This is a genomic window from Paraconexibacter antarcticus (genome assembly GCF_024220175.1).
Classification (GTDB): domain Bacteria; phylum Actinomycetota; class Thermoleophilia; order Solirubrobacterales; family Solirubrobacteraceae; genus Paraconexibacter; species Paraconexibacter antarcticus.
Genome location: NZ_CP098502.1, coordinates 994531 through 1014127 on the forward strand (window position 1 = coordinate 994531; position 19597 = coordinate 1014127).

The following is a 19597-nucleotide window of genomic DNA, read 5'->3' on the forward strand; positions in this document are numbered from 1 at the left end:
CTGATGCTTTCCCCCAAGCGCGTGAAGCACCGCAAGGTGCACCGCGGTCGCAAGGCCGGCATGAGCCGCGCCCAGACGACCGTGCAGTTCGGTGACTACGGCCTCAAGGTCCTGGACGCCGGCTGGCTCACGAACCGCCAGATCGAGGCGGCCCGTATCGCGATGACCCGCAAGATCAAGCGTGGCGGCAAGGTGTGGATCAACGCCTTCCCGGACAAGTCCGTGACGAAGAAGCCGGCCGAGACCCGCATGGGTTCCGGTAAGGGCTCGCCCGAGGGCTGGGTCGCGGTCGTCAAGCCGGGCCGCGTCGTGTTCGAGCTCGCCGGCGTGCCGGAGCCCCTCGCCCGTGAGGCCATGCGCCTCGCCGGCCGGAAGCTCCCGGTCCGCACGAAGTTCGTCATGCGAGAGGACGGTCAGTGATGAACGCCAAGGAACTGCGCGACCTCAGCGACACCGAGGTCCGCGAGCAGGTCAAGACCGCACGCCGTGAAGTCTTCGGCCTGCGCTTCCAGCACGCCACCGGCGAGCTGGAGAACACCGCGGGTCTGCGCAACGCCAAGCGCGATCTGGCCCGCGTGCTCACCGTCGCGCGCCAGCGCGGCATCGACGAGAACACGAAGGCTTAAGCATGGCTGACGAAACCCCCGATACCCCTGAGACCGAGGCGCCCGACGTGGCCGCCGAGGAGACCGCTGCCCCGGAGGCCCCCAAGGCCGAGCCGGTCGCGCAGCTGAGCCCCAAGGAGCGGAAGGTCGCCGCCCGCGCCCGCCGTGGCAAGCGCCGTGGCGCCACGCCCGAGGAGCGCGCCGAGGAGCGCAAGAAGAAGGCCGTGGCGCGCCGGCGCCGCCGGGAGCAGGAGCGCGAGAAGGCCAAGGCCGCCCGCGCCGCCGCGCCGCCCGTCGAGCAGGCCCACGCGGAGCCCAAGGGCACCGGCCGTCCGAAGGTGCGCCAGGGCATCGTCACGTCCGACAAGGGCGACAAGACGATCACCGTGCGCATCGACGACGCCCGCCGTCACCGCAAGTACCAGAAGATCGTCCGCAGCACGCAGAAGCTCCACGTGCACGACGAGAAGAACGACGCCGGCGCCGGCGATCTCGTCCGCGTGATCGAGTGCCGCCCCATGAGCGCGACGAAGCGCTGGCGGCTTGACGAAGTGCTGGAGCGTGCCAAGTGATCCAGAACGAGACCCGACTCCGCGTCGCCGACAACACCGGCGCCAAGGAGATCCTCTGCATCCGCGTCAACGGCGGCTCGCGCCGTCGCTACGCCGGCGTGGGGGACATCATCACCGCGACGGTCAAGCAGGCCGCGCCGCAGGGCTCCGTCAAGAAGGGCGACGTCGTCAAGGCGGTCGTCGTCCGGACCAAGAAGTCCTTCGGCCGTGACGACGGCACCTACATCGCGTTCGACGAGAACGCCGCCGTCATCATCGACGCCGCGAACAACCCGCGCGGGACCCGCATCTTCGGCCCGGTGGCGCGCGAGCTGCGCGACCGGAACTTCATGAAGATCGTCTCCCTCGCGCCGGAGGTGCTCTAACATGGCCGCCCTGAAGATCCGCTCCGGTGACGACGTCATCGTGATCAGCGGCAAGGACCGTGGCAAGACCGGCAAGGTCTTGCGCGTCGACCCGAAGAAGTCGCGGGTCTACGTCGAGGGCCTGAACATCATCAAGCGCCACCAGCGCCCCATGCAGTCGACGGACCCGGCGAAGGCCGCCGGTGGCGTCGTCGAGAAGGAAGCACCGATCCACATCTCCAACGTCCAGCTCATCGATCCCAAGACGAAGAAGCCGACGCGCGTCGGTGTCACCCGCGAGGGTGGCACGCGCAACCGCGTGGCCAAGCGTTCGGGCGAGAAGCTGGACTGAGGTCGATCACCATGTCTGCCACCGTTACCAACGCCCGCCTGAAGCAGCGCTACAACGACGAGATCCTCCCGGCTCTCGTCGAGCGCTTCGGCTACTCCACGCCGATGATGGCGCCGAAGCTCGTCAAGGTCACCCTGAACATGGGTCTCGGCGAAGCCAAGCAGGACAACAAGCAGTTCGCGAACGCCGTCGAGCAGCTCGCGACGATCGCCGGCCAGAAGCCGAACACGCGCCTCGCGCGCAAGTCGATCGCGCAGTTCAAGGTCCGTGAGGGCATGCCCGTCGGCGCGTCGGTGACGCTGCGTCGCGAGCGCGCCTACGAGTTCATCGACCGGCTGACGTCCGTCGCGCTCCCGCGTGTGCGTGACTTCCGCGGCCTGAAGCCGACGTCCTTCGACGGGCGCGGCAACTACTCGATGGGCATCAAGGAGCAGACGATCTTCCCGGAGATCGACTACGACGCCATCGATCAGACCCGCGGCCTGGACATCACGTTCACGACGACCGCCAAGACCGATGCCGAGGCGTACGCGCTGCTCGAGGCCTTCGGCTTCCCGTTCTCCAAGGACGGGAACCCCTACATCACCGCCGAAACCACGGAGGCCTGACGCAGATGGCCAAGACGTCCCAGCGCGTGAAGCAGGCGCGCGGTTCCAAGTTCTCCACCCGGGAGTACACCCGGTGCCGCCGCTGTGGCCGCGCCCGCTCCGTGTACCGCAAGTTCGGCCTGTGCCGCATCTGCCTGCGCGAGATGGCCCACAACGGCTACATCCCCGGCATGACGAAGAGCAGTTGGTGATCACATGTCGATGACCGATCCCATCGCCGACTTCCTCACCCGTATCCGCAACGCCATCCGCGCGTCGCACGAGACGGTCGACATCCCGGCGTCCACGTTCAAGAAGGAGCTCGCGAAGATCCTCAAGGAGCAGGGGTACATCCTCTCCTGGGAGACCATCGCGCCGACGCCCGAGCGTCCGGCGGAGCTCATCCACATCCAGCTCAAGTACACCGACGATCGTCGCTCGGCCATCTCCGGCCTGAAGCGTGTCTCTCGTCCCGGCCAGCGGTACTACGCGCCCAGCGCGAAGATCCCGCGGGTCCAGGGCGGCATGGGCACGGCGATCATCTCGACGTCCAAGGGCGTCATGACCGGTCACGACGCGCGTAAAGCGGGCGTCGGTGGCGAGGTCGTGGCCCACGTCTGGTAGGCACCCATGTCCCGAATCGGCCGTAAACCCATCCCCGTCCCGTCGTCCGTGACGATCGCCATCGAGCCTGAGCTCGTGACGGTCAACGGACCCAAGGGCGAGCTCCGCGAGCGCATCCACCGCGACATCACCGTCGCGCAGGAGGGCGAGGAGATCCTCGTCACCCGTCCGACCGACCGCGGCGAGCACCGTGCCCTGCACGGCCTGACCCGTTCGCTCGTCGCGAACATGGTCGAGGGCGTCACCGCGGGCTTCCAGAAGACCCTCGAGATCCAGGGCGTCGGTTACCGCGCGGTCCTCAAGGGGACCGACCTCGAGCTCGCGCTCGGGTACTCGCACCCTGTCCACGTCAAGGCCCCCGCCGGCATCGAGTTCGAGGTCCCGGTCCCGACGCGCATCATCGTCAGGGGTGCCTCGAAGCAGGTCGTCGGCGAGACGGCCGCCTACATTCGCAAGCAGCGCCCGCCGGAGCCCTACAAGGGCAAGGGCGTGCGGTACGAGGGCGAGTACGTCGCCCGGAAGGTCGGAAAGCGCGCATGAGCACGATCACCAAGCCCGCGAAGCGCCTCAAGCGGCGCCGTCGCGTCCGCGCGAAGATCACCGGGACCGCCGAGCGGCCCCGGATCTCCGTGTTCCGCTCCAACCGCGGCATCAACGCCCAGCTCATCGACGACGTCGCCGGTGCGACGCTCGCCTCGGTGCAGTGGACCGAGGACAACCTCCGCACGCTCTCCAAGATGGAGCAGGCGACGGAGGCCGGCAAGGTCCTCGCGGACCGCGCCAAGCAGAAGGGCATCGAGGTCGCGGTCTTCGACCGTGGCGGGTACCAGTACCACGGCCGTGTCAAGGCGTTCGCCGAAGGCGTTCGCGAAGGAGGACTGACGGTATGAGGACCGCCATCGATCGCAGTGTCAGCCCCCAGGGGCTCGACCTGCAGGAGCGCGTCGTCGAGATCAACCGCGTCGCGAAGGTCGTCAAGGGCGGCCGTCGTTTCTCGTTCACGGCGCTCGTCGTCGTCGGCGATGAGCGCGACGTCGTCGGCGTCGGCTACGGCAAGGCCAACGAGGTCCCGCTCGCGATCCAGAAGGGCGTCGAGCAGGCGAAGAAGAACCTCTTCCGCGTCCCGAAGCACAACTCGACGATCACCCACGAGTCGCTCGGCGTGTTCGGCGCCGGCCGCGTGTTCCTGAAGCCGGCCTCGCCCGGTACCGGGGTCATCGCCGGCGGCGGCGTGCGCGCCGTCCTCGAGCTCGCGGGCATCCACGACATCCTGAGCAAGTCGCTCGGCTCGCAGAACCCGATCAACCTCGTGAAGGCGACGATCACCGCGCTGGCGCAGCTGCGCAAGCCGGAGGAGGTCGCGGCGCTCCGCGGCCTGTCGATCAACGCCGTCCTCGGCCTCGCGCCGAAGGAGGAGACCCCGAACGAGGTCATCGACGGCTCGCTCGCCGCGGACGACGGCCTGCCGCACGTGGACGCCGCCCCGAGCGACACCGCCGCGGAGGCCGAGGCCCACGCGACGATCGCCGAGCCGGGCTCCGCCGCGGCCGAGGCCGACGTGCACCCGCCGGTCGAGGAGGCGCCCGCCGAGGAGCCCGCCGCCGAGGAGGCGCCCGCCGCCGAGGCCGAGCCCGCTGTGGCCGAGGAGACGCCCGCAACCACCGAGGAGACGCCCGCATCATGAGCGACTTCACCGTGACCCAGACGAAGTCCAAGAACGGCTCGGACCAGAAGCAGCTCGACACCCTCCGCTCCCTCGGGCTGCGGCGGATCGGGCACACGGTCCAGGTCAAGGACACCCCCCAGGCGCGGGGCATGCTGCACCGCGTCCGGCATCTCGTGAAGGTGGAAGACAATGGCTGATCCCAAGTACGACCCCGCCGAGGTCGGCCTGCACAACCTGCAGCCCGCCCCCGGCTCCCGCAAGCCGCGCAAGCGCGTCGGCCGTGGCCACGGCTCCGGCATGGGCAAGACCGCCGGGCGTGGCCAGGACGGCTACGGCTCGCGTTCGGGCGCCAAGGACCGCCAGCGGTTCGAGGGTGGCCAGATGCCGCTGCACATGCGGATGCGCAAGCTGCGCGGCCCGCACATGAAGAAGTCGATGCCGTTCGAGATGTTCCGCACGCACACGCAGGGCGTGAACATCCAGATGCTCGACCGCCGCTTCGAGTCCGGTGCGGACGTGACGCTGGAGGCGCTCGCCGCCGCCGGTCTCGCGAAGGCGAAGGACGTCCCGGTCAAGATCCTGGCCAAGGGCTCCATCACCAAGCCGCTCAACGTCTCGGCGCACAAGTTCAGCGCCGCCGCCAAGGAGGCCATCGAGGCCGCCGGCGGTACCTGCACCGTCGTCGAGTAGACGCCGGCGCCACGACGCATCGCACGCGCGGCCGTTCCTCCGGGGGCGGCCGTTCGTCGTTCCGGGGCGGCAGCGCGCCGCGGGGCCGCCCGACGCTACTCTCTCGGGTTCATGCTCTCGACGATCCTCAGTGCCTTCACCGTCGCGGAGATCCGCAAGAAGCTCGCCTTCACGGCCCTGCTCCTCGCGCTCTACCGCCTCGGGTCGCACATCCCCGTGCCCGGCGTCGACATCAAGGCGGTCGAGCAGGTGCAGAAGCAGTTCGGCTCCGGCGGGGTGCTGAACCTCCTGAACACGTTCAGCGGCGGCGGCCTGAGCCGCATCGCGGTCTTCGCGCTCGGGATCATGCCCTACATCACGGCGTCGATCATCCTGCAGCTCCTGACCGTCGTCGTGCCGTCGCTCGAGAAGCTGCAGAAGGAGGGCGAGGTCGGGACCGCGCGCATCACGCAGTACACGCGCTACCTCACCGTCGGCCTCGCGTTCGCCCAGTCGATCGGCTACGTCTTCCTCTTCAAGAGCTTCTCGCCGAACGCGGGCACGCCGATCATCCCGAGCTTCGACGTCCCGCACGTCTTCCTCATCGTCATGTCGCTGACGGCGGGCACGATCCTCCTCATGTGGATGGGCGAGCTCATCACGCAGCGCGGCATCGGCAACGGCATCTCGCTCATGATCTTCGCGTCGATCGTCGCCCGGCTCCCGCACGGCATCCAGGCCTGGTGGACGAGCCCCGACCAGGTCTTCCGGGTGATGATGCCTTTCATCGCCCTCGGCGTCATCGCCGCGATCGTCTTCATCCAGGAGGGCCAGCGCCGCATCCCGGTGCAGTACGCCAAGCGCGTCATCGGCCGCCGGATGAGCGGCGGCGGGCAGACCTACCTGCCGCTGCGGGTCAACATGGCCGGCGTCATCCCGGTCATCTTCGCGGCGTCGATCATGGCCTTCCCGCCCACCGTCGGGCAGCTCATCAACCAGCCGTGGGCCCACTCGGTCGCGAACTTCTTCAGCCCGAGCAAGGCGCCCTACATCGTCGGCGAGTCGATCATGATCATCGTCTTCACCTACTTTTACACGGCGGTGACGTTCAACCCCGTGGACCAGGCGGAGAACCTGAAGAAGTACGGCGGCTTCATCCCCGGGGTGAGGCCGGGACGGCCGACCGCCGAGTTCCTCGACCGCGTCCTCGCCCGCCTGACGTTCCCCGGCGCGCTGTACCTCGCCGCGGTCGCCGCGTTCCCGACGATCCTCATCAACTCGACGTCCGCGAACTTCTTCTTCGGCGGCACGTCCCTGCTCATCGTCATCGGCGTCGCCCTCGACACGATGAAGCAGCTCGAGGCGCAGCTGATGATGCGCAACTACGAAGGCTTCCTCAAATAGCCGTTCGTTGTAGGGTCCTGCGACCGTGTCTGAGCTGAATCTCATCCTTCTCGGTCCTCCGGGGGCCGGGAAGGGGACCCAGGCCGAGCGCCTGACCCAGGACTTCCCGCTCGCCTACATCGCGACCGGCGACATGCTCCGTGCCGCCGTCGCGGCCGGCACCGAGCTCGGCCTGAAGGCGAAGACCTTCATGGACGCGGGCGGGCTCGTCCCCGACGACGTCATGATCGGGATGGCCCTCGAGCGCGTGGAGTCCGACGACGCGCGCGACGGGTTCCTCCTCGACGGCTTCCCGCGGACCGTCGCGCAGGCCGACGCCCTCGAGGGCGAGATGGAGCAGCTCGGGCGCAAGATGACCGCGGTCCTGCTCATCGAGGTGCCGGACGAGGACATCGTCCGCCGCATCTCCGGGCGCCGCACGTCGCAGTCCGGCCGCATCTACCACGTCGAGTTCGACCCGCCCAAGCACGAGGGCCGCTGCGACATCGACGGCTCCGCGCTCCTCCAGCGCGACGACGACAAGCCGGAGGTCGTGCAGGCGCGCCTGGACCAGTACCACGCGCTCACGACGCCGCTCATCGACTACTACGAGGACCGCGGCCTGCTGCGGCGCTTCGACGGCACCCGGTCCCCGACCGAGGTGCATGACCACATCCGGGCGACCGTCGCGACGCTCCGCCTCGAGGACGCGCTCTGAGCGTCAGGCAAGGCCGGAGGCCGCAGTGATCATTCGCAAGTCCCCCGAGGAGATCGAGAAGATGGCCGCTGCGGGGGCCATCCACGCCCGCACGATGAAGCTCGTCGCGGGCAAGATCCGCGAGGGCGTCTCGACCGCCGAGCTCGACGCCGCGGCGGAGAAGTACATCCGCTCGCAGGGCGCCGAGCCGTCCTTCAAGGGCTACCGCGGGTTCACCGGCTCGATCTGCGCGTCGCCGAACTCGATGGTCGTCCACGGGATCCCCGGGCCGTACCGCCTCAAGCGCGGGGACATCATCTCGGTCGACATCGGCGTCACCTACGACGGCTGGGTCGCCGACGGCGCCGTGACCTTCCCGGTCGGCCCGATCACCCCGGTCGCGCAGAAGCTCCTCGAGGTCACCGAGGCCTCGCTCTTCGCCGCGGTCGAGCAGTGCCGCGTCGGCAACCGGCTGGGGGACGTCTCCCACGCGGTGCAGACCCTCGTGGAGGGGGAGGGGCTGAGCGTCGTCCGCTCGCTCGTCGGCCACGGCGTCGGCCGGGCGATGCACGAGGACCCGCAGATCCCGAACTACGGCGAGCCGGGCCGCGGCCCGCTGCTCGAGGCCGGCATGGTCTTCGCGGTCGAGCCGATGGTCAACGCCGGTCGCCACATGGTGCGGATGGGCGACGACGGCTGGTCGATCTACTCCCAGGACGGGTCGCTCGCGGCGCACTTCGAGTTCACCATCGCGGTCACGGAGGAGGGTCCGCGGATCCTCACGCCGTGGCACGAGGAGCTCGCCGCCGACCCGACTCCGGCGTAGCAGGCCGGTCGGACGCCTTGGGCGGACCGCGCCGGGCACCGGGGCTTTGCTATCTTGACGAACCCGTGCGCGCTTGGGGAGTTCCTTGCGTGCGCGCCTCCGCGACTGGTAGCGGCAGCCTGCAGCGGCAGCCAGAGCCACGATCGCCGGAATAACAGCCGAAAGGGATCATGAAAGTACGACCGTCGGTCAAGCCGATGTGTGAGAAGTGCAAGATCATCCGCCGCCACGGTGCGGTGCTCGTGATCTGCCAGAACCCGCGTCACAAGCAGCGCCAGGGGTAATCAACGCATGGCACGTATCTCAGGGATCAACATCCCCCTCAACAAGCGCGTCGAGGTCGGTCTGACCTACATCTACGGCATCGGACGCTCGACCTCCAACGAGCTGCTCGCGAAGGCCGGGATCTCGCCCGACACCTACGTCCGCGACCTCACCGAGGCCGAGGTCACCAAGCTCCGCGACCTGATCGACGGCGACCTCACGGTCGAGGGCGATCTGCGGCGCGAGCGCAGCCAGAACATCAAGCGCCTGATGGAGATCGGCTGCTACCGCGGTCTGCGTCACCGCCGCGGACTCCCCGTGCGCGGGCAGAAGACCAAGACGAACGCGCGTACGCGCAAGGGTCCCAAGCGCATGTCCATCGCAGGCAAGAAGAAGGCCGGTAAGAAGTAATGCCCGCTCCCAAGCGCCCCTCCCGCGGCCGCCGCAAGCCGAAGAAGAACATCCCCATCGGCCAGGCGCACATCAAGACGTCCTTCAACAACACGATCGTGTCGCTGACCGATCGCGAGGGCAACGTCATCGCGTGGGAGTCCGCCGGCGGCGCCGGCTTCAAGGGCTCGCGCAAGTCGACGCCGTTCGCGGCGCAGGTCACCGCCGATGCCGCCGCGCGCAAGGGCATCGAGCAGGGCCTCCAGAAGGTCGAGGTCTTCGTCAAGGGCCCCGGCTCCGGTCGTGAGACCGCCATCCGCTCGCTCCAGGCCGCCGGCCTGGAGGTCACCGGCGTCAAGGACGTCACCCCGCAGGCCCACAACGGCTGCCGCCCCCGCAAGCGGCGCCGGGTCTAAGGGCGAAGGGAACACCTCACCATGGCTCGAGATACCTCTCCCCAGTGCAAGCAGTGCCGCCGCGAAGGCCAGAAGCTCTTCCTCAAGGGTGAGCGCTGCCTGACCGACAAGTGCGGCGTCGAGCGTCGCGCGTACCCGCCGGGCGACCACGGCCGCGGCCGTCAGAAGCAGTCCGAGTACCGCGTCCAGCTCCGCGAGAAGCAGAAGGCCCGCCGCTACTACGGCGTCCTCGAAAAGCAGTTCCGCCACTACTACGAGAAGGCGTCCCGTCAGGACGGCATCACCGGCGAGAACCTGCTGACGCTCCTCGAGCGCCGCTTCGACAACGTCCTCGTGCGCCTCGGCTTCGCCGCCTCGCGCCGCCAGGCCCGGCAGCTCATCCGTCACGGCCACTGGAACATCAACGGCCGCCGCGTCGACATCCCCAGCTACCAGCTGAAGGAGGGCGACGTCATCTCGGTGAAGGCGAGCACGCCGGCCGAGGCGCTCATCCGCGACGCGACCGAGCTCACCGCCCAGGTCCCCGCGTGGCTGCAGGCCGACCACGACGCGCTGACGGCGAAGGTGCTGCGCCAGCCCGAGCGCCGTGAGATCACCGCGCCGGTGCAGGAGCAGCTCATCGTCGAGCTCTACTCCAAGTAGGACTGCTTCACCCGCTGCGCGCGACGCCCATCCGCGGCGCGCGCGGCGGCCAGGACCCGGCGGCCTCCCTCCTCCGCCTTTGACACGACAGACAGGACCCCTTCTGATGCTCGACTTCCAGGATCCCCGGATCACCAGCGAATCCGTCGAGGAGAACCGCGGCCAGTTCACGATCGAGCCGCTCGACCGTGGCTTCGGCTACACCTTCGGCAACTCCCTGCGCCGCGTGCTGCTCAGCTCGCTCGCGGGCGCCGCCGTCACCTCCGTCCGGATCGAGGGCGTCGCGCACGAGTTCTCGACGATCAAGGGCGTCAAGGAGGACGTCACGGACATCGTCCTGAACCTCAAGGACGTCGTCGCGAAGATGCACTCGGACGCGACCGAGATCGAGGCGCCGCTCGTCGTCACCGGCCCCGGTGACATCACGGCGAAGGACATCGACCTCCCCGCGGGCGTCGAGATCCTCAACCCGGACGTGCACATCGCGACGCTCGAGAAGAAGACGAAGCTCGAGCTGTACCTCACGATCGGCCGTGGCCGCGGCTACCGTCCGGCCGAGGAGAACAAGTCCCCCGACCAGCCGATCGGCGTCATCCCGATCGACTCGATCTTCTCGCCCGTCAAGCGTGTCGCGTACGCCGTCGAGCAGGCCCGTGTCGGCCAGAAGACGGACTTCGACAAGCTGACGCTCGACATCGAGACCGACGGCTCGATCGATCCGACCGCCGCGCTCCGCGAGGCGTCCGAGATCCTCATCAAGCAGCTCGCGATCTTCACCGACCCCGAGCGGGTCGAGGAGCTCCGCGCCGGCGTCCCCGGTGCGGGTGCGCTCGACAACGGCGGCGGCGTCGCCGCGGTCAACGGCGGCGGCGGGGCCGGCGGCCCGATGCACGACATCCTCATCGAGGAGCTCGAGCTCGGCGTCCGCTCGTACAACTGCCTGAAGCGTGCCGGCATCCAGACGGTCGGCGACCTGATCTCCAAGTCCGAGGGTGAGCTCAACGCCATCCCGAACTTCGGCAAGAAGTCGATCGATGAGGTCATCGAGACTCTCCACGCGCGCGGCCTGAACCTGCGCGACGACTAGGACCACGAGCAATGCGCCACCAGAAGACCCGTCACAAGCTCAGCCGCGACTCCGCGCACCGGAAGGCCCTCCTGGCCAACCTCTGCAAGGAGATCATCCAGCACGAGCGGATCAAGACCAGCGAGGCGAAGGCCAAGGCCGTCAAGCCCGAGGTCGAGAAGCTCATCACCCTCGCGAAGAAGGGTGACCTGCACGCTCGTCGTCAGGCCCTCAGCGCGCTGGGCCAGGACAAGTTCACGGTCCACAAGCTGTTCGAGGAGGTCGCGCCGCGCTACACCGAGCGTCCGGGCGGCTACACCCGCATCCTGAAGCTCGGGCCGCGTCGCAGCGACTCGACGGAGATGGTGTTCATCGAACTCGTCTGACGTCCCGGCGCGAGCGTTGACCGCCCGCCTGGACATCGAATACGACGGGACGGACTTCTTCGGCTGGGCCGTCCAGCCGGAGGTCCGGACCGTGCAGGGTGAAGTCGAACGGGCGCTCGCGATCATCGCGCGGCGCCCGTTGCGTCTCACGGTGGCAGGGCGGACGGACCGCGGCGTCCACGCGACCGGGCAGGTCGCGTCGCACGACGGCGTGCCGGTGCGGGCGCATCAGCTCAACGCCATCCTTCCGCGGGACGTGCGGATCGTCGCCAGCGCTCCGGCCCCCGAGGGGTTCGACGCCCGCCACGACGCGGTCGCGCGCGCCTACGAGTACCGGTTGCTGACGCGTCGCACCGCGAGCGCCCTGCACCACCGGCACGAGCTGCACTTCTCGCGGCCGCTCCACGAGCCCGCGCTGCACGCCTGCGCGGCCGCACTCCCGGGCTCCCACGACTTCCGGGCCTTCACGCCTACCGAGACCGACCACAAGAGCTTCCGCCGGCACGTCCACCGCGCCGGCTGGAGCCGGGACGGCGATCACCTGACGTTCGCCATCGAGGGCAACGCCTTCATGCGCAACATGGTCCGGGCGCTCGTCGGCACGATGCTCGACGTCGCCCTCGGCCGCCGCGACATCGGCTCGTTCGTCGCGCTGCTCGACGGCGCGCACCGGCGCGAGGCGGGGACGACGGCGCCGCCGCACGGGCTCACGCTGGTCGGGGTGCGGTACTAGCGGGGTCGGTGGCGGTGGTCGGTGGGGGCGGCCTTCGTCGTCTTCGGAGGGCTGGGTGGAATCGCGGTGCTCGCAGGCAGCGCCAGGATTCCACTCACCCGCCCCGTCGGCGGCGATCCTCCCCGGGGCGTGATGGACGGACCCTCGGGACTATCCTGAGGCCGTGTCCCTTCGGGTGCTGCTCACCAACGACGACGGCGTCGACGCCGAGGGGCTGCAGACGCTCCGGCGAGCGCTGCTCACGGTCCCCGGGATCGACCTGCAGGTCGTGGCCCCGGACGGGAACCGGTCGGCGATCGGGCGGGGCATCACGACCCGGCGGGCGCTGATGGTCCAGCGGGTGACCTTCGAGGACGGGGGCGAGGGGTTCGCGACGGACGGCACCCCGGTGGACTGCGTGCGGCTTGCGTCGCTCGGGCTCGTCGACGGCTGAGCGCCCGAGATGGTCGTCGCCGGCATCAACCACGGGTCGAACCTCGGGGATGACGTGACGTACTCGGGGACGGTCGCCGCCGCGATGGAGGGCCTGATGCTCGGCCTGCCCGCGATCGCGGTGTCGCAGCAGTCCGAGGCGCGCGAGATGGACTTCCGGCAGGGGGTGGACTTCCGCTTCGACGTCGCCGCGCGATTCACGGCGCGGCTCGTCGCCGAGCTGGAGGACGTCCCGTTGCCGCCGTCGACGCTGCTCAACGTCAACGTGCCGGCGGGGACGCCGACCGGCGTCGAGGTCGCCCGGCTCGGGCGGCGCATCTACCGCGACCGGCTCGACCCGCAGGACGACGGCGCGGACCCGGGGCGCCGCAGCTTCTTCATCTACGGAGCCGAGCCGGACTTCGAGGACGAGGCCGGCACCGACCTCAACGCGGTCCACGCGGGCCGGATCGCGGTCACGCCGGTCCACCTCGACCTCACCCACCACGAGGGGCTCGGGGCGCTCGGGGAGGCGCGCCTGGAGCGGCTGCTCGCCCCGGTGGCCCCCGGCGCCTGATGGCGGGCGGGGCGCAGGTACGCGCCGCAGAGCTGCGGGAGCAGCTCGCCCATCACGGGCGGCGCTACTACGTCGAGGACGATCCCGAGATCGACGACGAGGCGTACGACGCGCTGCTCGACGAGCTGCGGGCGCTCGAGGCCGCGGATCCGACGCTCGTGACGCCCGACTCGCCGACGCAGCGGGTGGGCGGCGCTCCGGTCTCGAGCCTCGTGAAGGTCACGCACCTGCGGCCGATGCTGTCGCTCGCGAACGCGCGGAGCGCGGACGAGCTGCGGGCCTGGGTGACGCGGATGCGGAGCCACCTCGCGCGCGAGGGGATCGAGGACCCCGCCTTCCGATACGTCTGTGAGCCGAAGGTCGACGGCCTCGCGATGTCCCTCGTCTACGTCGACGGGGTGCTCGAACGCGGCGCCACGCGCGGCGACGGCGAGGTGGGCGAGGACGTGACCCACAACCTGCGGACGATCGCCGCGATCCCGGCGCGGCTCCCCGACGCGGCGGACGGCTCGGCGCCGCCCGCGCTCGTCGAGGTCCGCGGGGAGATCTTCATGTCGCTCCCGGACTTCGCCGCGCTGAACGAGCGCCGGGCCGAGCGCGGGCAGTCGACGTTCATGAACCCGCGCAACAGCGCGGCCGGGACGATCCGCCAGCTCGACCCGAGGCTCGCCGCCGAGCGGCCGCTCTCCTTCTGGGCCTACGGCGTCGGCGAGAGCGACGGCCTCGCCTTCACCGCCCACCACGAGGCGCTCGACTGGCTGCGTGCGCACGGCTTCCCGGTGAACGACGACATCGTGGTCCTCGATGACGAGGATGCCGTCGTCGCCCAGTGCCAGGCGTGGCAGGAGCGCCGGGCCGGCCTCGACTTCGAGATCGACGGCGTCGTCGTGAAGGTCGACGACCTCGAGCTGCAGCGCCGGCTCGGGACCGTCGGTCGTGACCCGCGCTGGGCCGTCGCGTGGAAGTTCCCGCCGACGATCAAGGTGACGACGCTCCGCGACATCATGTGGAACGTCGGGAAGTTCGGCGACCTGCACCCGTTCGCGGCGCTCGAGCCCGTCGGCGTCGGCGGGGTCGTCGTGAAGCTCGCGACCCTGCACAACGAGGAGGACCTCGCGCGCAAGGACATCCGCATCGGCGACGAGGTGCTCGTCCTGCGGGCGGGGGACGTCATCCCGCAGGTGCTCTCGCCCGCGCCGCACGCCGTCGAGCGGCCGGACCGCGCCGAGCCGCCGGTCCCGCCGTCGCGCTGCCCGAGCTGCGACACGCCGACGGTGAAGCCCGAGGGCAGCGTCTTCACGCGCTGCCCGAACCGCTCGTGCCCGGCCCGCCAGTGGCAGCTCCTGAAGCACTTCGTCAGCCGGGGCGCGATGGACGTCGACGGGCTCGGCGAGACGCAGGTCGGGCGGCTGATGCGCGAGGGGCTCGTCGAGACGGCCGGGGACTTCTACCGGCTGACGGTCGAGCGGCTCACCGCGCTCGACGGCTACGGGGAGGTGAGCGCGCGGCGGCTCGTGGAGGCGATCGAGGCGTCGAAGGCGCGGCTGTTCGCGCGCGTGCTGTTCGCGATCGGCCTCGAGGAGGTCGGGTTCGTCACCGGGCGCTCGCTGGCGACGCACCTGCGGACCGTCGACGCGCTGCTCGCCGCGACGCCGGAGGAGATCGCGGCGGTGCCGGGCGTCGGGCCGATCATGGCCGCGCGCATCCACGAGCAGCTCCAGGATCCGGCGATGCGAGCGCTCATCGAGGACCTGCGCGGGCTCGGGCTACGCCTGGAGGAGGCCGGGCCGCCGCCCGGTGAGGGCCGGCTCGCCGGGCTCACCTTCGTCCTCACCGGCACGCTCCCGACCCTCACGCGTGAAGAGGCGACCGAGCGGCTCGTCGCCGCCGGCGCCAAGGTCACCTCGTCGGTCTCCGGCCGGACGAGCTACCTCGCGGCCGGCGAGGCCGCGGGGCAGAGCAAGCTCGACAAGGCCGAGCGGCTCGGCGTCCCCGTCATCGACGAGGCGGCCCTCCTCCGGCTCGTCGAGGAGGGGCCGCCCGCGGCGGGGTAACGGCGGGGGAGCGGCGCGGAGAAGCGCACCCGGCTGCGGGCGCGGCGGCTCGCGCGGGCGGTCACGCGCGGGACGACGGTCACGCGGACGGACGGGCTCGTCACCGCGAGGGCGCCTCATGGCCGGTAGCTCACGATCGCGGGGACCATGCGGTCCTCGACGGCCTTGGCGGAACGTGCGTCCATGTCGTTCTCCAGGAACGAGAAGGCGACGAGGTGGTTCGTGACCGTCCGGCAGTAGCCCGAGAGCGCGCTCACCCGGTGGAGGGTGCCCGTCTTCGCCTGACAGCGACCGTCGGCGGCCGTGCCGCGCATCCGGCCCGCGAGCGTGCCGACCCGGCCGGGGACCGCGAGCGAGGCGCCGAAGACCTTGGCCACGGGCGAGCGCTGCATCGCGCGCAGGAGCGTCACGATCTGCCGCGGGGTGGTGCGGTCCGTCCGGGACAGGCCGCTGCCGTCGACGATCGTCGGCGCCGGCGCGACGCCCTCGTCCGCGAGGGTGCTGCGGACGACGGCCGTGCCCGCGGCGGTCGTGCCGGCCGTGCCCTCGCGGGCGCCGAGGTCCTTCAGCAGCGTCTCGGCGTAGAAGTTGTCCGACGGCTGGTTCGTGATCGCCGCGAGCGTCGCCATGGGCGGGGAGACGGCCGTGCCGAGCGTGGCGCCCGGACCGCCGGGGGCGGAGGTCAGCAGCCCGGTGCGCGCGGCCTTGGTGACGTTGACCTTGAGCTGGGCGAGGAAGAACTGCAGGCGGGCCGCGGCGACCGTGGCGGGGCCGCCCGGCGTCGCCCGTCCGTGCCCCCAGGTCAGGCCGCCGAGCTGGCCGCCGAGGTCGTCGTCCGGGCCGAAGCCGGAGTCGAAGCTGCCGCGCCGGGCGTCGAAGATCGACTCGTCGCCGACGATCCCGCCGGTGATCCTCCTCAGGCCGGTCCGGTCGACGATCTGCTGCGCGAGGGCCTTCAGCGCCACGTCGTTCAGGCTCGGGTCGCCGCCGCCGACGAGGTAGAGGTCCCCGCGCAGGACGCCCTTGTCGTCGACGGCCACGCCCGAGCCGATCCGCGCGCCCGTCGAGAACGTCCCGTCCGCCCCGAAGCGCAGCAGGGCGGTCGACGTCGTGAAGAGCTTCTCGTTCGACGCGGGGGAGAGCCTGCGGTCGGCCCGGCGCGCGAAGAGCTCCCGGCCGCTCGTGAGGTCGACGACGTAGGAGCCCGAGTGAGGCGCGAGCTTGCGGCTCTCCTTCGTGAGCTTCGCGCGCAGCTCGGTGCGGCTGCGGGCGTCGGCCGGGCCGGCGCCGAGGCCGGGAAGGCCACCGGCGGGCCCGAGGACGGCGAACGCGACGGCGAGGACTCCGGCGACGCGGCGCGGCGTCCGGCGGGAAGGCGGGAGCATCGGCATGCAGGGTAGGCAACACCGGTGACGCCTGCGGGTAGCGGTGCGCCGGGCACGCCGCCACTCGGCGTAGACTCAGCCCCAATGGGCAAGGTCGTGAAGCTCGACCCCGGGGAGGGGCGCGGACCGGACGCCGCACGCACCCGCGTGCGGCGCAAGCGCCGGTCCAAGACGGCGCTCGTCCTCGGTGGCGGCGGGTTCACCGGCGGCGTCTACGAGATCGGCGCGCTGCGGGCGCTCGACCTGCTCTCGGTGAAGCGGACGGTCAACCAGTTCGACGTCTACGTCGGCACGTCGTCCGGCGCGTTCCTCGCGGCGATGGTCGCCAACGGGGTGACGCCGGAGGAGATGATGCGGGTCGTCAACCGTCAGGTGCCGACGCCGTTCCGGGACATCGACCTCGGGCAGCTCCTGCGGCCGAACGTCCGCGAGTTCGCGAAGACCGGCCTCCTCCTGCCGTGGAAGCTCCTGGGCCTCGCCCGCGAGTTCGCCCCGCGGCTCGGGTCGGTCAACGCCGTCGACATCGTGCTCGGGCTCGCGGAGGCGCTCCCGAGCGGCCTGTACTCCGGGTCCGGCGTCGAGCAGTACGTCCGCACGGTCCTGAGCGACCCGGACCGCAGCGACGACTTCCGCGCCCTCGAGGGCGAGCTCTACATCACGGCGACGGACCTCGACACGTGCGAGCGGATCGTCTTCGGCAGCGAGGGCTGGGACGACGTCCCGATCTCGACCGCCGTGCGCGCGTCGACGGCGATGCCGATGCTCTACCGGCCGGCGAAGGTCCGGGAGCGCGAGCTCGTCGACGGCGGCGTGGTCTCCACGACGAACCTCGACATCGCGGTGGAGGCGGGCGCGAAGTTCATCGTCGTCATCAATCCGCTCGTGCCGTACATCAACGACTTCACGAGGACGGTGCCGACGCTGCTCGGCGCGCGGCCGCGGCACGTGAGCGACACGGGCTTCCCGCAGATCGGCTTCCAGGCCTACAAGCTCGTCGCCTACCAGCGGCTGCACGAGATGGCGAAGCAGTGGCAGGAGCGCTACCCCGGCGTCGACATCGTCCTCATCGAGCCCGCCCCCGACGACGAGCTCATGTTCCAGACGTCGATGATGAGCACGAGCGCGCGGACGGACATCGCGCGGCACGGCTTCCAGTCGGTGACGCTGAAGCTCACCGAGGACTACGACCGCTTCCAGGCGGTGTGCGACAAGCACGGGATCGAGATCTCGCCGACGCGGGTGCGCAAGGTCGTGCAGCACTTCGGGTCCGAGCCGGAGCGTACCGGCGCGTGGCGGAAGATCCTCGAGCAGACGACCGGCGCGCTGCTGCGCCAGTCCTCCTCGACGGACTAGAGGTCGCGGGCGAGCTCGGCGGCGCGCAGGACGCGGCCGGCGAGCTCGGGGGTGTGCGGGACCGTGACGCGCACGCGCGTGTCGTCGCCGAGGGCGGCGCCGGGCGCCACGAGGACGCCGAGGCGCTGGAGCTTCGCGGCGAGGGCGCCGCCGCCCGGGCCCGCGACCCACAGGACGTTCGCCTCGCTCGGCGCGACGTCGTAGCCGAGCTCGCGCAGGCTGTCGCGGAGCTCGGTGCGGAGGGCGGCGACGCGGGCGCCGCGCGAGCGCGCGAGGGTGCCGTGGCCGCGGACGGCCTCGAGGGCCCCCGCCTGGCCGAGGTCGCCGACGCCGAGCGACGGCGCGAGCGCCTCGAGCAGCGGCTCGGACCCCGGGCCGCCGATCGCGTAGCCGACCCGGAGGCCGGCGAGCCCCCAGGCTTTCGAGAAGCTCCGGAAGACGATGAGGCGCGGGTGGTCCTCGAGGAGCGTGAGGGTGTCGTCGACGGCTTCGGAGACCGCGTAGTCGCGGAGCGCCTCGTCGAGCAGGACGACGGCGCGCTCGGGCAGGGCGACGAGCAGGCGGCGGAGCTCCGCGAGCGGGACGAGCTCGCCGGTGGGGTCGTTCGGGTTGCAGAGCGCGACGAGCCGGGTGCGGGGGTTCACGGCGGCGAGGATCGCGTCGACCCCGAAGCCGGCGACCGGCACGGGGCAGGCGTGGGCGCGGCGGGCCATCAGGGGGTAGAGCGTGTACGACGGCCACGGGGTGATGAGCTCGTCGCCCGCCTCCTCGACGAGGGCGCGGGTGGCGGACTCGAGCAGCGCCGCCGCGCCGTCGCCGACGACGATCCGCGCGGCATCGAGGCCGTGCCGGGCGGCGAGCTCCCCGCGGAGGGCGCCCGCATCGCGGTCGGCGTAGCGGTGCAGCCCGCGGCGGGCGGCGAAGGTGATCGCGCCGACGACGTCGGGCGGCGGGACCCCGGGCCACGTGGTCCGCGAGAGGTCCAGCGGCGGGACCTGCTCGAGCTCGCGGGCACGCCGGGCGGCGGCCTCCGCGCGCTTGCCGGCGTTGACCTCCTCCTCGGTCAGCGCCTCGAACTGCCGGTAGCGGTCGAGGAGGCCCACGGGCTGAGGCGGATCAGGCCTGGCCGGACACGGCCATCGAACCGAGGCCGCCGATGAGCAGGAGCCAGAGGACGAACGCGCTGCCGCCGACGACGGCACAGACGCCGAAGACCGTGCCGAGGACGCCCTCGCGCTGGTCGACGCCCGAGGCGCGGCGGACGAGGACCCAGGCGTGATCGAGGCGCTTGAGGATCGAGAGGCCGCCGAAGAGCGCGGCGAGGAGCGCGACGAACCCGAGCAGGATGCCGAGGGAGACGCTGCCGGTGCGGTACTGGACCTGCGAGGCGATCCACAGCGACCCCGCCGGGATCGGCCCCCAGAAGAGGAGGTTCAGCAGCACCTGGACGGCGAGGAGGCCGGCGGCGAGGACCGCATCGGTCCGGCGGCGGCCGGCGGTCCCGGTGTCCGGCAGCTCGCGGTACTTCAGCGGCGCCGTCCCGGGACGGCGACCGATGAAGAGACCGCCGTTGTCGGTCGGGTCGGTGCGCACCC

The 19597-nt window shown here is 71.0% G+C and carries 27 protein-coding genes and 2 pseudogenes; 26 read left to right on the forward strand and 3 right to left on the reverse strand.

Annotated elements, in window-relative coordinates; translation table 11 throughout:
• The first annotated feature begins 3 nt into the window (after nucleotides 1-3).
• The 25 genes and pseudogenes from rplP to ligA all read left to right on the forward strand — a co-directional run bounded on the left by rplP (nucleotide 4) and on the right by ligA (nucleotide 15264).
• Complete coding sequence (gene rplP / locus NBH00_RS04875; RefSeq protein ID WP_254572228.1) at nucleotides 4-420, forward strand: 50S ribosomal protein L16; 417 nt, start codon at nucleotides 4-6, stop codon at nucleotides 418-420.
• Entirely contained in the window at nucleotides 420-626 is a 207-nt protein-coding gene (rpmC, locus tag NBH00_RS04880) for a 50S ribosomal protein L29 (protein WP_254573697.1), read from the forward strand. Before rplP ends, rpmC begins: the two co-directional genes overlap by 1 nt.
• 317 nt (nucleotides 627-943) lie before the next feature.
• Nucleotides 944-1177, forward strand: coding sequence for a 30S ribosomal protein S17 (gene rpsQ, locus NBH00_RS04885; RefSeq protein WP_254573698.1), 234 nt, complete (start codon nucleotides 944-946; stop codon nucleotides 1175-1177).
• Complete coding sequence (gene rplN / locus NBH00_RS04890; protein ID WP_254572229.1) at nucleotides 1174-1542, forward strand: 50S ribosomal protein L14; 369 nt, start codon at nucleotides 1174-1176, stop codon at nucleotides 1540-1542. Before rpsQ ends, rplN begins: the two co-directional genes overlap by 4 nt.
• A gap of 1 nt (nucleotide 1543) precedes the next feature.
• Nucleotides 1544-1873 (forward strand): 50S ribosomal protein L24, encoded by a 330-nt coding sequence (rplX, locus tag NBH00_RS04895; protein ID WP_367401286.1) that lies wholly within the window; start codon nucleotides 1544-1546, stop codon nucleotides 1871-1873.
• Between the two features lie 11 nt (nucleotides 1874-1884).
• Nucleotides 1885-2481: a 50S ribosomal protein L5 gene (rplE, locus tag NBH00_RS04900; protein WP_254572230.1), complete on the forward strand. Its 597-nt coding sequence runs from the start codon at nucleotides 1885-1887 to the stop codon at nucleotides 2479-2481.
• A 5-nt stretch (nucleotides 2482-2486) separates the two neighbouring features.
• A complete protein-coding gene (locus NBH00_RS04905) occupies nucleotides 2487-2672 on the forward strand; it encodes a type Z 30S ribosomal protein S14 (RefSeq protein ID WP_254572231.1) in 186 nt (61 codons plus the stop codon).
• Nucleotides 2673-2676: 4 nt separating this feature from the next.
• Nucleotides 2677-3084: a 30S ribosomal protein S8 gene (gene rpsH / locus NBH00_RS04910; protein ID WP_254572232.1), complete on the forward strand. Its 408-nt coding sequence runs from the start codon at nucleotides 2677-2679 to the stop codon at nucleotides 3082-3084.
• A gap of 6 nt (nucleotides 3085-3090) precedes the next feature.
• Nucleotides 3091-3624, forward strand: coding sequence for a 50S ribosomal protein L6 (gene rplF / locus NBH00_RS04915; protein WP_254572233.1), 534 nt, complete (start codon nucleotides 3091-3093; stop codon nucleotides 3622-3624).
• Nucleotides 3621-3974, forward strand: a complete 354-nt coding sequence (gene rplR, locus NBH00_RS04920) for a 50S ribosomal protein L18 (RefSeq protein ID WP_254572234.1) — start codon at nucleotides 3621-3623, stop codon at nucleotides 3972-3974. The genes rplF and rplR overlap by 4 nt, the downstream gene beginning before the upstream one ends.
• Nucleotides 3971-4477, forward strand: a pseudogene (gene rpsE / locus NBH00_RS04925) (30S ribosomal protein S5); the annotation flags it as partial. The gene rplR and the pseudogene rpsE, both read left to right, overlap by 4 nt.
• A 287-nt stretch (nucleotides 4478-4764) precedes the next feature.
• The gene (gene rpmD / locus NBH00_RS04930; RefSeq protein ID WP_254572235.1) at nucleotides 4765-4947 is read left to right on the forward strand and encodes a 50S ribosomal protein L30; all 183 of its coding nucleotides are present in this window, start codon (nucleotides 4765-4767) and stop codon (nucleotides 4945-4947) included.
• Nucleotides 4940-5440: a 50S ribosomal protein L15 gene (gene rplO, locus NBH00_RS04935; protein WP_254572236.1), complete on the forward strand. Its 501-nt coding sequence runs from the start codon at nucleotides 4940-4942 to the stop codon at nucleotides 5438-5440. Before rpmD ends, rplO begins: the two co-directional genes overlap by 8 nt.
• 111 nt (nucleotides 5441-5551) lie before the next feature.
• Complete coding sequence (gene secY / locus NBH00_RS04940) at nucleotides 5552-6823, forward strand: preprotein translocase subunit SecY (protein WP_254572237.1); 1272 nt, start codon at nucleotides 5552-5554, stop codon at nucleotides 6821-6823.
• Nucleotides 6824-6848: 25 nt separating this feature from the next.
• On the forward strand, nucleotides 6849-7520 hold the full coding sequence (locus tag NBH00_RS04945) for an adenylate kinase (protein ID WP_254572238.1): 672 nt from the start codon (nucleotides 6849-6851) through the stop codon (nucleotides 7518-7520).
• A gap of 25 nt (nucleotides 7521-7545) precedes the next feature.
• Nucleotides 7546-8325 carry a type I methionyl aminopeptidase gene (gene map / locus NBH00_RS04950; protein WP_254572239.1) on the forward strand — a complete coding sequence of 260 codons (780 nt, stop codon included), beginning with the start codon at nucleotides 7546-7548 and terminating at the stop codon, nucleotides 8323-8325.
• Nucleotides 8326-8495: 170 nt separating this feature from the next.
• Entirely contained in the window at nucleotides 8496-8609 is a 114-nt protein-coding gene (gene rpmJ, locus NBH00_RS04955) for a 50S ribosomal protein L36 (RefSeq protein WP_037400725.1), read from the forward strand.
• A gap of 7 nt (nucleotides 8610-8616) precedes the next feature.
• Nucleotides 8617-9000, forward strand: a complete 384-nt coding sequence (rpsM, locus tag NBH00_RS04960; protein ID WP_254572240.1) for a 30S ribosomal protein S13 — start codon at nucleotides 8617-8619, stop codon at nucleotides 8998-9000.
• Nucleotides 9000-9395 carry a 30S ribosomal protein S11 gene (gene rpsK / locus NBH00_RS04965; protein ID WP_254572241.1) on the forward strand — a complete coding sequence of 132 codons (396 nt, stop codon included), beginning with the start codon at nucleotides 9000-9002 and terminating at the stop codon, nucleotides 9393-9395. Before rpsM ends, rpsK begins: the two co-directional genes overlap by 1 nt.
• A gap of 21 nt (nucleotides 9396-9416) precedes the next feature.
• Nucleotides 9417-10037 carry a 30S ribosomal protein S4 gene (gene rpsD / locus NBH00_RS04970; protein ID WP_254572242.1) on the forward strand — a complete coding sequence of 207 codons (621 nt, stop codon included), beginning with the start codon at nucleotides 9417-9419 and terminating at the stop codon, nucleotides 10035-10037.
• A gap of 106 nt (nucleotides 10038-10143) precedes the next feature.
• Nucleotides 10144-11124 carry a DNA-directed RNA polymerase subunit alpha gene (locus NBH00_RS04975; protein ID WP_254572243.1) on the forward strand — a complete coding sequence of 327 codons (981 nt, stop codon included), beginning with the start codon at nucleotides 10144-10146 and terminating at the stop codon, nucleotides 11122-11124.
• 11 nt (nucleotides 11125-11135) lie between these two features.
• A complete protein-coding gene (gene rplQ, locus NBH00_RS04980) occupies nucleotides 11136-11489 on the forward strand; it encodes a 50S ribosomal protein L17 (RefSeq protein ID WP_254572244.1) in 354 nt (117 codons plus the stop codon).
• Between the two features lie 16 nt (nucleotides 11490-11505).
• The gene (gene truA, locus NBH00_RS04985) at nucleotides 11506-12222 is read left to right on the forward strand and encodes a tRNA pseudouridine(38-40) synthase TruA (RefSeq protein ID WP_254572245.1); all 717 of its coding nucleotides are present in this window, start codon (nucleotides 11506-11508) and stop codon (nucleotides 12220-12222) included.
• A 175-nt stretch (nucleotides 12223-12397) separates the two neighbouring features.
• Nucleotides 12398-13210, forward strand: a pseudogene (gene surE, locus NBH00_RS04990) (5'/3'-nucleotidase SurE).
• On the forward strand, nucleotides 13210-15264 hold the full coding sequence (gene ligA / locus NBH00_RS04995; RefSeq protein WP_254572246.1) for an NAD-dependent DNA ligase LigA: 2055 nt from the start codon (nucleotides 13210-13212) through the stop codon (nucleotides 15262-15264). The pseudogene surE and the gene ligA overlap by 1 nt, the downstream one beginning before the upstream one ends.
• A 116-nt stretch (nucleotides 15265-15380) precedes the next feature.
• Here the strand turns inward: ligA and dacB are convergent, their stop codons facing one another.
• Nucleotides 15381-16649, reverse strand: coding sequence for a D-alanyl-D-alanine carboxypeptidase/D-alanyl-D-alanine endopeptidase (gene dacB / locus NBH00_RS05000; protein WP_254572247.1), 1269 nt, complete (start codon nucleotides 16647-16649; stop codon nucleotides 15381-15383).
• Nucleotides 16650-16733: 84 nt separating this feature from the next.
• Here dacB and NBH00_RS05005 point away from each other — a divergent pair, with 84 nt between their 5' ends.
• A complete protein-coding gene (locus NBH00_RS05005) occupies nucleotides 16734-18002 on the forward strand; it encodes a patatin-like phospholipase family protein (RefSeq protein WP_254572248.1) in 1269 nt (422 codons plus the stop codon).
• Here the strand turns inward: NBH00_RS05005 and NBH00_RS05010 are convergent.
• Together NBH00_RS05010 and NBH00_RS05015 are read right to left on the reverse strand one after the other, a co-directional pair.
• Nucleotides 17999-19105, reverse strand: coding sequence for a pyridoxal phosphate-dependent aminotransferase (locus tag NBH00_RS05010; RefSeq protein WP_254572249.1), 1107 nt, complete (start codon nucleotides 19103-19105; stop codon nucleotides 17999-18001). The genes NBH00_RS05005 and NBH00_RS05010 overlap by 4 nt on opposite strands.
• 13 nt (nucleotides 19106-19118) lie before the next feature.
• On the reverse strand, nucleotides 19119-19595 hold the full coding sequence (locus NBH00_RS05015) for a hypothetical protein (RefSeq protein ID WP_254572250.1): 477 nt from the start codon (nucleotides 19593-19595) through the stop codon (nucleotides 19119-19121).
• Between the last annotated feature and the right edge of the window lie 2 nt (nucleotides 19596-19597).

Bases quoted from the DNA above. Each gene is read 5' to 3' on its own strand.
- rplX (WP_367401286.1), top strand. From the start codon at position 1,544: ATGGCCGCCCTGAAGATCCGCTCCGGTGACGACGTCATCGTGATCAGC.
- rplP (WP_254572228.1), top strand. From the start codon at position 4: ATGCTTTCCCCCAAGCGCGTGAAGCACCGCAAGGTGCACCGCGGTCGC.
- rpmJ (WP_037400725.1), top strand. From the start codon at position 8,496: ATGAAAGTACGACCGTCGGTCAAGCCGATGTGTGAGAAGTGCAAGATC.
- rplO (WP_254572236.1), top strand. From the start codon at position 4,940: ATGGCTGATCCCAAGTACGACCCCGCCGAGGTCGGCCTGCACAACCTG.
- ligA (WP_254572246.1), top strand. From the start codon at position 13,210: ATGGCGGGCGGGGCGCAGGTACGCGCCGCAGAGCTGCGGGAGCAGCTC.
- secY (WP_254572237.1), top strand. From the start codon at position 5,552: ATGCTCTCGACGATCCTCAGTGCCTTCACCGTCGCGGAGATCCGCAAG.
- rpsH (WP_254572232.1), top strand. From the start codon at position 2,677: ATGTCGATGACCGATCCCATCGCCGACTTCCTCACCCGTATCCGCAAC.
- NBH00_RS05005 (WP_254572248.1), top strand. From the start codon at position 16,734: ATGGGCAAGGTCGTGAAGCTCGACCCCGGGGAGGGGCGCGGACCGGAC.
- dacB (WP_254572247.1), bottom strand. From the start codon at position 16,649: ATGCTCCCGCCTTCCCGCCGGACGCCGCGCCGCGTCGCCGGAGTCCTC.
- rpsD (WP_254572242.1), top strand. From the start codon at position 9,417: ATGGCTCGAGATACCTCTCCCCAGTGCAAGCAGTGCCGCCGCGAAGGC.
- rplE (WP_254572230.1), top strand. From the start codon at position 1,885: ATGTCTGCCACCGTTACCAACGCCCGCCTGAAGCAGCGCTACAACGAC.
- rplR (WP_254572234.1), top strand. From the start codon at position 3,621: ATGAGCACGATCACCAAGCCCGCGAAGCGCCTCAAGCGGCGCCGTCGC.
- NBH00_RS04905 (WP_254572231.1), top strand. From the start codon at position 2,487: ATGGCCAAGACGTCCCAGCGCGTGAAGCAGGCGCGCGGTTCCAAGTTC.
- rplQ (WP_254572244.1), top strand. From the start codon at position 11,136: ATGCGCCACCAGAAGACCCGTCACAAGCTCAGCCGCGACTCCGCGCAC.
- rpmD (WP_254572235.1), top strand. From the start codon at position 4,765: ATGAGCGACTTCACCGTGACCCAGACGAAGTCCAAGAACGGCTCGGAC.
- rpmC (WP_254573697.1), top strand. From the start codon at position 420: ATGAACGCCAAGGAACTGCGCGACCTCAGCGACACCGAGGTCCGCGAG.
- rpsM (WP_254572240.1), top strand. From the start codon at position 8,617: ATGGCACGTATCTCAGGGATCAACATCCCCCTCAACAAGCGCGTCGAG.
- rplF (WP_254572233.1), top strand. From the start codon at position 3,091: ATGTCCCGAATCGGCCGTAAACCCATCCCCGTCCCGTCGTCCGTGACG.
- NBH00_RS04975 (WP_254572243.1), top strand. From the start codon at position 10,144: ATGCTCGACTTCCAGGATCCCCGGATCACCAGCGAATCCGTCGAGGAG.
- rpsK (WP_254572241.1), top strand. From the start codon at position 9,000: ATGCCCGCTCCCAAGCGCCCCTCCCGCGGCCGCCGCAAGCCGAAGAAG.